The 14,062-nt window shown below is 33.1% G+C and carries 9 protein-coding genes; all 9 read right to left on the reverse strand.

The window, feature by feature from the left end; translation table 11 throughout:
* Positions 1-5 precede the first annotated feature (5 nt).
* The gene (gene tgt / locus PKC21_02110) at positions 6-1,115 is read right to left on the reverse strand and encodes a tRNA guanosine(34) transglycosylase Tgt (protein ID HMR24124.1); all 1,110 of its coding nucleotides are present in this window, start codon (positions 1,113-1,115) and stop codon (positions 6-8) included.
* 8 nt (positions 1,116-1,123) lie between these two features.
* Positions 1,124-2,194 carry a tRNA preQ1(34) S-adenosylmethionine ribosyltransferase-isomerase QueA gene (queA, locus tag PKC21_02115; protein ID HMR24125.1) on the reverse strand — a complete coding sequence of 357 codons (1,071 nt, stop codon included), beginning with the start codon at positions 2,192-2,194 and terminating at the stop codon, positions 1,124-1,126.
* A 31-nt stretch (positions 2,195-2,225) separates the two neighbouring features.
* A complete protein-coding gene (locus PKC21_02120; GenBank protein ID HMR24126.1) occupies positions 2,226-2,981 on the reverse strand; it encodes a uracil-DNA glycosylase in 756 nt (251 codons plus the stop codon).
* 60 nt (positions 2,982-3,041) lie between these two features.
* Positions 3,042-4,241, reverse strand: a complete 1,200-nt coding sequence (locus PKC21_02125; GenBank protein HMR24127.1) for a ComEC/Rec2 family competence protein — start codon at positions 4,239-4,241, stop codon at positions 3,042-3,044.
* Positions 4,242-4,364: 123 nt separating this feature from the next.
* Positions 4,365-6,224 carry an excinuclease ABC subunit UvrC gene (gene uvrC / locus PKC21_02130; GenBank protein HMR24128.1) on the reverse strand — a complete coding sequence of 620 codons (1,860 nt, stop codon included), beginning with the start codon at positions 6,222-6,224 and terminating at the stop codon, positions 4,365-4,367.
* 36 nt (positions 6,225-6,260) lie between these two features.
* On the reverse strand, positions 6,261-8,369 hold the full coding sequence (locus PKC21_02135) for a hypothetical protein (GenBank protein HMR24129.1): 2,109 nt from the start codon (positions 8,367-8,369) through the stop codon (positions 6,261-6,263).
* The gene (locus PKC21_02140; protein HMR24130.1) at positions 8,366-8,968 is read right to left on the reverse strand and encodes a hypothetical protein; all 603 of its coding nucleotides are present in this window, start codon (positions 8,966-8,968) and stop codon (positions 8,366-8,368) included. The genes PKC21_02135 and PKC21_02140 overlap by 4 nt, the downstream gene beginning before the upstream one ends.
* Positions 8,968-9,783, reverse strand: a complete 816-nt coding sequence (locus tag PKC21_02145) for a hypothetical protein (protein HMR24131.1) — start codon at positions 9,781-9,783, stop codon at positions 8,968-8,970. Before PKC21_02145 ends, PKC21_02140 begins: the two co-directional genes overlap by 1 nt.
* A 71-nt stretch (positions 9,784-9,854) precedes the next feature.
* Positions 9,855-14,039, reverse strand: a complete 4,185-nt coding sequence (locus tag PKC21_02150; protein ID HMR24132.1) for a tetratricopeptide repeat protein — start codon at positions 14,037-14,039, stop codon at positions 9,855-9,857.
* Between the last annotated feature and the right edge of the window lie 23 nt (positions 14,040-14,062).

Raw genomic sequence — 14,062 nt, forward strand, 5'->3', positions numbered from 1 at the left:
ATATATCAGTTAGAACTTTTCCATTTTGCTAGATAATCTCGTTTAAATTCTACAAACCTATCCTCAAAGATAGCTTCTCGAATTTTTTGCATCAAACTCAGATAATAATGAATGTTATGAATGGTATTTAAACGTATACCTAAAACTTCTTTGCATCGATGAAGATGATGCAAATAAGCTAAACTATGATTTTGACAGGTGTAACACTTACAGTTTATACTTATAGGCTCGTCCATCAAGGCATACTGTTTTTTTTTGATCATGATTTGACCATAATCTGTAAACAAATTGCCATTTCTAGCATTGCGGGTGGGCATCACACAGTCAAACATATCCACGCCCCTATCTACAGCTTCTATAATATCAATAGGCGTACCCACTCCCATCAAATATCTTGGTTTATCAGAAGGTAAAATCTCTGTGACCACATCAACACTCTCATACATCAAGGGTTTTGCTTCTCCTACACTTAACCCCCCTATAGAATAACCAAAGCAATCTCTCTGTATGGTCTCTTGGGCACTGAACTTTCTCAACTCAGGATCCGTGCCACCTTGGACAATACCAAACATTCTTTGATAATCCTGCAAAGGAACGGTTAAGGCTCTGTCCAACCATCTTAATGTTCTTTGCACTGATTCAATGATTTTACTTTTTTCAGTAGGAAGCTCAATACACTGATCCAATGGCATAACAATATCTGAGCCAAGTTTTTTTTGGGTTATAGTTACACTTTCAGGTGTAAAAAATATCTTACTGCCATCATGATGAGATCTAAACTCAACCCCTTCTTCACTTATTTTATTCAAGGCAGATAAACTAAACACTTGAAACCCACCGCTGTCTGTTAAAATACTCCTATCCCAATTCATAAAGCTATGCAGCCCACCTAAAGCCTTTACGGTATCTTCCCCAGGCTTTAAATAATTATGATAAGTATTGGATAAAATAATTTGTGCTCCACATGTTTTTAACTCATCTTGGGATAAAGTTTTAACCGTTGCATTGGTCCCTACGGGCATAAAAACTGGTGTTGCAATCTCGCTGTGTTTTGTTGTTAATGTGGCGACCCTGGCTTTACCAGCTTTAGCTGTTTTTATTAGTTTAAAATCCATAATCGTTTTTAATGCTGAATTAACATGCAATCACCATAGCTGTAAAACATATACTGTTTTTTAATGGCCTCTTGGTACAATTGCATGAGCTTGTTTTGTTGATCATCATTGATAAAAGCCGAAACCAAATGCAGCAAGGAAGTCTGCGGAAAATGAAAATTGGTGAGTAAAGCAGTAGCAACAGGGCTTTGCCATGGATAATGAATAAATAAATCACACACACCCTCAACATCCTCTTCAGGCATCCCCAATTCATACCACCATTGTAAACTTCTAATACATGTTGTACCTACGGCTAAGATTTGTTTACGTGCCGCTTTGGCTTTTAAAAGTGAGCTTGCTGCTTGTTTAGACACAAAAACACGCTCTTCATGCAATTTACCTTCAGCCCAATTTTTTTCACTTAAGGGCTGGAATGTCCCCCAACCCACATCCAACTGAATCTTAACCAACTCTACACCTTTATCTTCTAAAGTTTTTAAAACCTTATCGGTAAAATGTAAGCCTGCTGTTGGCGCTGCTACCGCACCGCCTTTTTCTGCAAAAGTTGTTTGATACCCCTCTTCATCAAGAAGACTGTCTTCACTTTCATCATAATGTTTACGCATTTTTCTAATATACGGTGGAATGGGTAGTTTGCCGTATTCAAGCATCAAAGCTCTAACATCAGTAAAACTTTTATTGATTTCAACAAGGGCTAAACCGTTCTCTAATTTTTCAAGTATTTTAAAATCAAATTGACCTTGCTCATAAACAAGCATAGGTTTTGTTTTTCTACCAGAAACAATGGCTTCCCAAGTAGATGAAATTTGATGTTTAGATAAGCATTTAAGTAAGACCAGTTCTTCTAATTTAGATTTGTATTGCCAAGTAAACCTTGCTTTTAAAACTTTGGCATTGTTAATTAAACATACATCGCCTTTATCAAAAAACTGGGCAATCTGACTGACTTTTTTATGCTCTATTTGGTCTTTGTTAACCTGATAACACAACATTCTTGCCGAAGCTCTATCGTTTTTTGCTTGCCTTGCAATAAGTTCCTGAGGTAACTCAAAATTAAAATTGATGTCTTTTTTCACACTTCTACCTAGCAAAATGATAGTTTAAAACTTATGTTTTTTTCAATTTAAAAGTTTTGCCAGTCAGTTGCGAAAGCTTAGCATGAACCAACTGCATATCTTCCCAGACATATTTCTTGGCGCTAGGGTTACGTAATAAATATGCAGGATGATAGGTTGGCATCAATGCAATGCCTTCATACTCAGCAAATTGGCCTCTTAATTTTGATATGGGTGTCTCGGTTTTTAGCAAGGTATGTGCAGCAAACTTACCCACACAACAAATAACCTTTGGTTGTATGCTTTGAATCTGTTTAATTAAAAATGGTTCGCATTGTTCTATTTCTTCTGGCTCAGGGTTTCTATTTTCAGGCGGCCGACATTTAATGATGTTGGCAATATATATTTCTTCTCTACTTAAACCAATGGCTTCAATTATTTTTGTTAATAATTGCCCAGCTCTTCCTACAAAAGGTTCCCCTTTAATATCTTCATCTCTTCCAGGTGCTTCCCCTACAATCATTAAATCTGCGTTCTTATTACCTACGCCAAATACAATGTTTTTTCTAGTTGAATGCAGTTGACACCGTTGACAATTGCCCAACTCTTGATAAACATTCTCAAGAGTTTTGACTTCTTTTGCAGAGGTCTCCTTATTTGATGCAACTGTTTTATTTTTTATAGTTGGAGTACTTTTATTACTGCTTTGATGATTTTTTGTCTTATCTAACTCTAGCATAAGATGATTTTGCCCTCTTCTCTTTATATCTTTTAAAAAGCTTTCAATATATTCCAACTCTATTGCCATAAAACCTATATATGGTTTTTTATCGTGAAGGGCAACAATCAAAATAAAAACCCTTTTAAACTAATAATTCAGTGATCTATAAAAGGCTCTACCTTTATAAATTATTTGGAAAATCACTAAACAAGCCATTGAAAACAATAGACTATAAATATAAAGGTGATCATCAAATTTAACTTCATGAACTCCAAATTTATCTATTTCATTTAAAAGCTGTAAAAAGTAAATGTTTAAGCTATGCAATTGTTGACTAAAAAATTCAATTAAATAGGCTGTGTCTAGTAAAACAATCAATAGCGTAAAGATGCAGTATATTGCTAAAATAACAGAAAACATTGGGATAAGCAGAAGATTAATAAGCCAAGCCATAGGGTTTAATGTGGAAAAAATAAAACCGGTTAAAATCTGACTCAAAGAAAAAATTCCTAACGATAGCTTAAGTGATAGATAATATGACTTACCCTTTTGATAAAACAATAAAATAGCGCCAACACAGGTAAATGAATAATAAAATGATAGTGTCCGAACTTGCTCTTGATCAAATAAAAACAAAGCCAAGGCTGAACAAAAAAGCACACTCCATCCTGAACAGATAACCCCTAAGTTATGCATAACTTTTCCTAAAATAATAAACAAATACGCCCGTTGAGCAGAAACAGGAAAATTAATCAAACATAAATATGCTCCCCCTATAACAATAGATAACAATGAATCAACCAGATCAACACGCACTCTTCGAATGAAATAAATACTATAAAAAATCAATTTCAAAATACAATTTTTTATAAACAAAACAATCAAGGCAAAATGTATCCCAGAAACAACCAATAAATGACCGATTCCCAAACGCCGAAATACTGTTTTCAGATCATTAGAAATATAATGTTTATTTGCAAAAATACTTGCTTGAACTAAAGAAAAATCTGTCTCAGATAGAAACCTTAATTTATAAGCAATAGCGTTATACATGTCATTTAAGACTGGTTTTTTAGAATTATTTAAGTCAAACCATTGTTTTACATAAACTTTAATTTTATTGCTTTTGTTCACATAAAGCTTTCCAACAATGATTTTCTTTGTCCCAAGATCAGGGATACGGATGGATGGAAAATAAAGTGTCGCTTTGATTTTATGTTGGGTTATACATTTATCAAAAATTTCAGATGAAATACTTGTAAGGTCTGAACTAGAATACAAAATTTTATTTAACTTAGCTTCTGTGACTATATCGTATTTACCAGGTTTATATTCACATGATAACACGCTTTGATTTTGTTTTTTTACCAAAACAAAAAGCAGACTTAAAATTAAAACAACAATGATAGGTAAACAATATTGGAGACACCACTTTATCACAAACAAGAAATAGCATGTATTATGCCAGAATTATGATTTATCACTTTGATTGTTTGCATTAAAAAAGTCATAAACCATTTTTGCTGCTTTACTCCCTAAAGACTCAACTTGCATTAAAGCGTCAAGGTCAGCATTTTGAATATTTTTAAGGCTTTTAAAATGCTGCAACAATAGCTTTTGTTTTTTTGGACCAATTGTAGGAATTTTTGACAAATCACTTTTTAAAGTAGTTTTGTTACGTTTTTTTCTGTGATTTTTTAAACCAAAGCGATGCGCTTCATCACGAATGCTTTGCAATAGGTTGGCCATTTTAGACCCTGGTTTTAAAATAATTGGATTTTTTTGATTGGGAATAAATATTCTTTCTGGAGCATTGTTTTTTCCTTGACTGGTTTTCCATTCTTTTTCTTTTGCAATTGCAATAACATCAATATGGTCAATTCCCAGATCATTCATTATTTTTAATGCCTGAGACATCTGTCCTTTACCACCATCAATTAAAATTAAATCTGGATCACTTTCACCATCAAGTTTTGATAAACGACGTTTAAAAACTTCAAACATCATGGCAAAATCATTTGAGTATTGACTTTCTTTTACATTATAAAAGCGATACTGACTTTTATCCGCTTCGCCATCTACAAAAACGACCTTTGATCCAATAGATGCAGAACCATGAAATGTAGAAATATCATAACCTTCAATTTTCTTTGGATAGTTTTTCAGTCTAAATTTACGTTCAATCTCTTGTAAAACCTCAACATTGCTTTGACTTTTGCGCTTTTTTTCTAAGAAAATAATTTTAGCATTTTTTTTTGTCATCTCTAACAGCTGATTCATTTGCCCTTTTTGAGGCACCTGCACACTCACTTTACTCCCTTTTAAATCTGACATTGCACTGGCATAAACATCTTGATCGGCGACTGATCTTTCTATGAAAACTTTTTGTGGATATTGTTCATAATCATTATTATCTGATAAGTAATAAGATCCAAAAAACGCTCCCAGTATCTCTTCATAAAATTGAATTGATTCTTCATATAAAAAATCCAATGTATTACTGATACGACCTTGTCGCATTGATATCACTTTAACAACACTTGCAGTTTCATCTCCAAACACTGCAATAAAATCTATGTTTTTATGTGGATGCTTATGATCAATTGCTTGAGGTTTTAATGTTTTTTCTATTGCTGACAATTTATCTCTATAGATTGCTGCTTGTTCATATTCAAAGGCTTTAGATGCTTGATTCATCTTTTCTGACAAATGATTAATAAGTGAGTCCTTGTTTCCTTTTAAAAATTTTTTTGCATCAATTACATCTTTTAAATAATCTGAATCATTAATATAACTCACACATGGCGCTGAACATCTTTTAATTTGATATCTCAAACAAGGTCGTTTTCTTTGTTTAAAAAAATAATCTGTACAATCTCTAATTTTAAAAATTTTTTGAACTTCCTTTAATGTTTCTCTTACTGATTTAGCGGAAGAATATGGACCAAAGTATTCACCATCACCTTTTTTAATTTTTCTGGTAATGTAGAGTCGTGGGAAATGATGTCCACTCATTTTCAAACTGACATAGGATTTGTCATCTTTTAAATCTATATTATACTTTGGCCTATGACTTTTAATCAATGAACTCTCAAGTAAAAGTGCTTCTTTTTCGGTTTCAGTCACCAGCCAATCAATATGACTTACTTTAGGAATAAATATTTTAACGGATGGTCGCTCATCAGAGTAGGCATTGACATAGGACTTTAATCGGTCAATCAATTTATTGGCTTTACCAATATATAAAATCTTACCGGTAGAATCCTTCATTATATAAACACCTGGCAGGTAAGGTGCTCTTTTAATTAAGTCAACAACTGACTTTTTCATTAAAGTTTTCTTATATTCAATCTTCTTTGTCATGGGTTAATCAAAGTAATCAACAACTGAATCATATTGCCCACTTTCATCAATATCAATAATGAATTGATCATTAAAGGTTTGACCTACAGCAGTCACACTATTTTCATCAACTAACACTGGTTTGTAGTTTAGCTTGGGCTTTTGACAAGATAATGGCAATAAGCTGACCACTATAAAAAGCCCAAAACGAACCATCAACTTCTTTTTCAAACTATTAAAACACCAGGTAAATATTGCTAAAACAAGCAAACATAAGCAAAATAAGCCCATGCTTGCAGATTGAGGTTGTAGCGTATAAGTAACAAAAACTCTGGTTTCAGTTTCCTCCCCAACACTGAAAAAAATATCATCAAATATAAAACTTAAATCTTGTACATCAAAGCTAGAGGTTGTTTGTAAAAACTTATCTTCACTGTCCAATATTTTATTTTTATTACTATCTAGATACAACGATGCACTCAAAACTTGACTTAGGTTGGGTGAGATACTTTCTTGAAACTCAAGAGAAAAAACATCAAATTTTTCTGAGTAGCCTTGCATCACTTTACTTGCAACCACATGTTCATTGCCTTGATACAGTTTATTAATATCTTCAGCTTTTGACCTTAACCGTGTTGGAAGATCAGCATCTACTGTAACGTCTAGGGTGAAGTCAACTGTTTCCCCTTGAGTTGGATTAAACTTTTGAACAATTATATGATACTGACAATCTTCTAACTTTGGATTTGTATTGTTATTTAATACAATTGTTTCTGAAGTGGTTTGAATTTCATCGCTAAATGCACTGCTTTGATTGTATAAATTGGGTGCTGCTCCTGAAATAGAAAACTCAGGCTCACATTTTACAAATAAATCTAAATCCCTTAAACTGTTCAACCAATTTAAGTTAACTGTTAAACTTCTTGCCCCTGACGGAACATTGATAAAGTACCCTCTTGTAGAGTACTGCTCAAATGTTTGCGAAGAAACTGTTTGCCCAGAAAACATTCGTCCATTATTATTCACAACAATATCAATGTCTTGCACCAAATTTCCTGCCCCAGAAACATTGACCAAAGACGATTCATTTAATAAATCAACAGCTGCATCAAAACTTTCATTGTTAACATTATAAAATTCTGTTTCAATAAAAGGTGGATGTGGGTTGTATGTATTAATTGCAGCTTCTACTGCTTCTATCTGAACAGTATAATCTCCTGATGGAAGCAAACCACAAACATAGTTACCATCATTGATATAGCTTTGATCAGATAAATAACTAACAGCAGTCTTCAATGGATCAGCATCATCTCTACAAGTAACATTTACTGCTCTGACACCTGCTCCATTTTTTCTTAATATATGACCTCTAATTTCATTCCTTGTTGCAATCTCTATACTGTCAGGATAAAGCAACGACATAGAAAACTGATCATCGAGCTCTAAGCTTTCTGAAACAGTTGCATCATCAGGGATAAATGGAAACATCGTAGGTACTACATCATCATCTGCACTACTAGCATTAAGCGCTTGTTCAGAGTTCAATTGAGAGTGGGCTAAGTTTAATAAGTGCCCAAGTTCATGGGTTGCAGTTGCTTTAATAACATCATTATCACTGCCCGTAACAGCTCCATTAATAAGAACAAAACCTGCAGTTATTTCAAAATTATTAGCATTAAATTGTCCAGGTGAAGCAATACCCAATATGGTTGCTCCGGAACCAGGCGCAACTTCACTGAATAGATCATTAATAATAGCTCCAGTGTCATCAAAAATAACCACCGTGTCAGATGTTTTATTAAAAAAATTACCAGATGTATTGATATCAATATAGTTTTTATAGTTATTCACATTGATATCAACCCCAAGCGATGTGCCTTCATTAAACATAAAATCATGTGCTCCAAAAACATTTTCCCACACTGAAAAAGCCTGTGTTAAAATAGTTCTTGCTTGCGCATTGCTTACTGATCCTGTTAAGTTTCCTGTCTCAACCCTATAAACAATTGGGTTAGCATTAGGTTTCCAAACGTAAGGTTGACCATTGATATGTTCTAAAAAAGCTGCTGCTTGTAGAGACGAAGACAGTAAAACAATAAAATTAAATATAATATAAGCATTTAACTTTTTCATGGATTAATATCCTTAAATAAGTTTTCAAAATCTTTTACTGTAAAAACTTGATGTTTATTTTCTATTGCTTGAACCTTAACTATACTCTCTTCCGGTATTTTTTTAGATTTGATTTTAAAAAAATTTTTGTGATTTTCTTTCAATACAATTGTACTATCATTTATATTTTTTGTAGGGTTTTCATTTAACAACAACTTTCCTTGATCAAAGCCAATAGGCATTTGATAACCTTTATTGCTTTTTTTTGACATAAAGAACAATACCCTTTGTCCAGTTTTGTAGGTAGGGATTGGCAAAAGCTTTAAGTGCTTCCAACTTTCACTTTGTTGTTGGCTTACTTGCTTAAACTCTAAAGATTGATTTTTAATAGCTTTTTTATAGCCTTTTACAACTTTTATTCTAATCAAATTATACTCTAAGCCATTTGCATCCTTTTTAAGTTCAGAAACATAAAGTACGTCTGCAATATAAACTGACTCTGCCTTCTCAATCATTTGATCCAAACCAATACTTTTAACTATAATTGCCATAGCCTGATTACTAAAGACAAAGCTTACCGCTAAAATATAAAACCAAAGTTTTAAGTTTCTTACTCTCATTAAAATTGAACTCCCAAGCTTATTCCATATCTAAAATTAACTGGTATTTTTTGATCAGCTGACAACATAGTCCTTAACTGCAATGGACTTAAAATTATATTCACTGTTTTATATTTATAGTTTAATTGCAGTAACTCTAAATGACTTATGACAGCATTTATTGATCGAGTATCATCAAATAATTTTTCATAGCCTACATACATTGCTGATGATAACTGATAGTTGTTTTTTGCTGAAAAATGGTACTTAAACCCAGGGCCTACACTGTATGTTTTAAACAAATCATTGTACAAAAAATCTGCATTCAAACTCAATCCATACTGTTTCCATCTTCTTTCATAAAAAGCAGATACACCTGTTTGATTGGTAGAAAATTGTTTGATATTTTTATAATGAACTAAACCTATATAATAATTGTGCCGCTTATCATTTACAGAAACCTTTTTTGGCTTCTGATAAGTTTTCTGTTTCATAACTGCGGGTGAAGGGCTATGATTTTGTTGAGTTAACTCTTTTTTCTTATACAGTTGAATTAAATTTTTTTTGACCCAAATATTTTTTTCAGGTTTTTGTTTTACTCTTATTGCATAAAATTCACCTTGTTGTGAAACAACACTCACCATATCTCCTGGTCTAAGCGTAGCTATTGTTTTTGAATTTAACCATGGTTTTTCTTTGACGTCTGCCGTCATTTTTATTTTACCCGAATATCTATAACTACTACTATTAATTCTGTAATCTTTGGCATAACACTTATCAAGGCTAATGAAAGTTAATGCAACAGCAAATAAAAAAGAGCAAAGTGTTTCTAACACCTTGCTCTTTCTAATTAAAAAAGTATTTTTAAACACTGAATAAGCTTTACTTGATCAAAGCGTACAAAAACTTACCTTACTTTCAAGTCAGTTAAAGACTTAACTTGAGCTGACTTACCATATGCTTCACTGGCTTTTTTATCCATTCCTTTAGCTTTATAAAGGTCTCCCAACACAGAATAAGCCTCTTGATATTTATCATTTAATTGCACTGCTTTTTCAAGGTTTTGAATGGCATCATTAGGCTTACCATTTTCCTTTGCAACTACGCCTAAACCGTAATAAATTTCTGGCTGGTCAGGACTGATTCTTCTAGCTCTGTCAAACCTTTCTTGTGCTCCAAATATATCTTTTTGCTCTAATAAAATTAGACCAAATAAAATTTGTGCTTTTGCAAAATCAGGTCTATCGACCAAAGCTCTATCCAGTTCTTTTGCAGATTCATCTTTTTGATTATTATCATAATAGACTTTAGCTAACTTATACCTAACTTGGGCATCAGATGGCTTTGCCTCAATATAGTCATTTAACAGCTCTATTGCTGTATTGTAATCACCTTTATCTTCATAATACTCAGACAGTCTTACAACCGCATCCCTATCATTCTCTTTGTACTTTAATACATCTTTATAAGATTTAGCCGCAGCTTCAATATTACCTATTTTGTAATACACGTCTCCTAAATCTCTATGAGCATCGACATAATCTTTTTCCAATGCAATAGCTTTTTTAAGGGCAGTAATTTTACCTGTAGAGTCGCTATCTTTTAGAAGCTTTGCCTTTTCATAGTGTGGAGCAGCAAACTTTCTATCTGCAACAATTGCTTTATTAAAAGCCGTTAAAGCATTGTTTTTTTGACCTAAATTTAAATAGGTTAAAGCTTGTTTATAATAAGCTCTCCCATAGGTTTTATCTAAAGCAACGGCTTTTTTCAACGACGACAAAGCTTCTTGGTTTTTGTTTAGTTTATAGTCAACATCCCCAAGTTTATACCAATACTCTGCATTTTTCTTATCCAGTGCAGTCAACTCTTTTAATACTTGTTTTCTTTTTTCTAGATCACTTTTTCCAGAGTACAGATCAACTAAAGCTAAACGAGATTCAACATCACTGGCACTATTTTTTCTAGCCTCCTCAAATGCTTTTTCAGCCAATTGTTTTTGTTGCAACTTTAAATATTGCTGACCTAAAAGAGCATAAGCTTTTGCAAACTTTGGATCTATACTTGTCGCTCTTTCTAAAGCATCAATGGCTGGCTTTGTTTTTTTATTGTTTGCATAGGCGTTACCTAAGCCATACAAGGAATCCGCACTATTAGAATTTAATGCAATCGCTTTTTCATAACCTCTAGTAGCATCTGACCATTTATTTATCTCACTAGAACTCTTGGCATAACCTAACCATGCTTTTTCATCAGTAGAGTCTAAGCTTGCAACTTTTGCATAAGATTTAGCCGCATCTTTATGCTTATTCATGTTCTCATATATATCTGCTTGTAACATCCAGTAATCTTTATTTTTAGATGCATATCGTACTGATCTTGAAATAGCTTTACTGGCTTTATCCCATTGTTTCTTTTCTTTTAAACTTCTTGCGTAATCATAATAATAACGCGGGTTTTTTGAATCAATTAAGGTTGCTTTTTGAAATGAAACAGCTGCTTTATCAACTTGCTTGTTTTTCATTTGTATCATACCAATATTCCAATGAACATCCGCAAGACTATTATTTTGTGCAGCTGCTTGCTCTAGTGAGGCTTGAGCTTTATTTAAATCACCCTTTTTCAACCATGCCATACCTAAGGTTTTCTGAGCTTCCCAGTAATTAGGTTTGATTTTAACCGCTTGATCTAAAAATTCGATTGATTTATTGTATTTAGCATCATCATAGTATTGTTGACCAATAAGGTAATTGACCTCGCTATTACTCTTATCAATTGCATAATAACCCAACAAAGCTTGTCTAGAGTCTGCTAGATCCTGTTGTTCACTTTGTTTTTTTGCAAGTGATACAATTGACTTTTTATACAATGAATTTGAACTTGATAAACGTAATGCCATTAAATAGCTTTTTTGAGCGAGCGCATAATCATTTAAATCTTCATAAAGAACACCTAACTCATAGTGTGCTTTATCGTTCTTAGGATTCAACTGAATAAGATCTTGGTAGGAAGCAACCGCTTCATTTTTCTGATTTGCCTTGGCCATAGCCTCAGCTTTCTCTTGCAAAATGGTTTCATCTTTTGAACTTAAAATATTCGCTTTAGAAAAAGCTTTAGCTGCATCAGTCCATCTGTTTTGGTTTTTATAGGCATAGCCAAGATTTTCCCATGATATTAAAGAGTTAGCATCAACTGCAATTGCTTTATTAAGTGGGGAAACTGCGTCTTTATAGTTTTTAGTTTCAACATATGCATGTCCAAGACTTTCATTAACTTTTAAATCTGTATCACGCCCATATTTTTTGGCATTTTCAAAAGCAGGAATTGCTTTTTCATATTGTTTTTGGGCATAATAATTATGGCCTAAGTAAGCATAATAAATACCTTTTTTGCTATCTAAAATGGTTGCTGATTTTAACTCTTTCTCAGCATCTTTATAGTTTTTTTGCTCATAATATATTTTACCTAAGTCAAAATGTGTCTGAGCGTTTTTTCCATCATATTTAATTGCTGTTTTGTAGTGCTTTATTGCTAAATCAGTTTTTTTATTTCTTTGGTCAATTTCAGCTTTTTTAACCCAAGCAATAGCAAGGTTTGGCTTTAAAGCATTAACTTTTTCATACCTCTGATACGCTAGTGAATAATTTTTCTGCTCATTGTACAAGTCTGCAAGCAGCAATTGACCTTTTACATCTTTGGCTTGATTTTTAGTATAGGTTTCTAAATCGCTGATGGCTGATGCTTTTTTACCTGTATGAGTTTTAGTCTTAGCACGCATAAAGTATAAATCATCATCTTTTGGGTTAAGGGCTATGGCTTTGCTCAAGCTATCTTCAGCTTTTTGATATGATTTTTGTTCGTATTGAGCAACTGCCAATATTTTTGAACTTTTAACGGTAGGTTTTTGTAATGTGTGTAAAGTTAAGACAGCTTCCTCAGCTTTTTTCCAGTCTTTTTTCTCAGTATACAAATAGCTTAACAATTCCCAAGCTGAATCACTTTGTGGCTTATCTTTAACCAGGGACTCTAAAACATCTACAGCCAATGGCTTTTTATTACTTTTAACCAATGATCTAGCATAAGCAAGACGTGCTTGTTCATTTTTAGAGTTTTTCTTTAAACCTAAAGCAAACGCTTGCGCTGCTTGCGAGTATTTTTGTTGTTTTTCTAATGCGTAGCCTAAAATAAAATATAAATCTGCATCGTTTGAAGTAATCCCTAACGCTTGCCTTGAATACTTTTCAGCTCCATCATAATCTTTTGCTGCTAAGTTAATTTTTGCAATATATTTTCTAGATTCTACATCTTCAGTATTTGCCCGTGCAGCTTTTTGAAAGCTTTTATTGGCTCCATCATAGTCTTTAAGAGCATACAAGGCTTTACCTTGTCCCAGATGACCAACAAACTCTTGCTCAACATCTTTTAAAGATATTGCTTTTTGATAGGCAGCACTTGCATCCTTATAACGCGCCATTTCATAATAGGTTGCACCCAATTGATTCCATAAAAGCGCTTGTTTTGGTTCCACTTTAAGCGCTTGCTTAATTTCTGCTGAGGCTAAATCATAATTTTTTAAATTTAAATAGGCTTGACCTTTTAATCGATAAATATCTGCTGCAAAACTCTTGCTGATTGATACACCTTCAAGGTAACTTAAAACTTCTTTTGATTTGCCTTTATTAGCTTCAATCTTAGCTAAACCTACTTTTGACTCAACATGCTCACTGTTGTATTTGAAAGCTTTTTTGTAATAGTCCTCAGCTTCAGAGTAATCATTCTTAAGCAAGGCAATATTACCTATTTTAGAGTAAACATAAGGATTTTGACTTTTCAGCTTATCAGCTTTTTTATAAGCTATTAAAGCTCCATTGGCGTTGCCCTGTCCCTCTAAGCTTCTACCAAGCCAGTAATACAATTCACTGTCATCAGGATTATGTATTGTGGCTCTACGAAATGCATTAGAAGCCTCACTCCACTTTTGTTGTTTTAATAAAGTTTTACCATCTCTTAACAGAGCTGCCGCAGACTGTGCCTGCAATGAAAACGAAACAAAACAGACCATAGCCAACACAGCAGACTTAAAACAATTTTTCATACTTATTTTTAACTCCTAAAGAA

It is taken from the genome of Oligoflexia bacterium, from assembly GCA_035326705.1.
GTDB lineage: Bacteria > Bdellovibrionota_G > JALEGL01 > JALEGL01 > JALEGL01 > JALEGL01.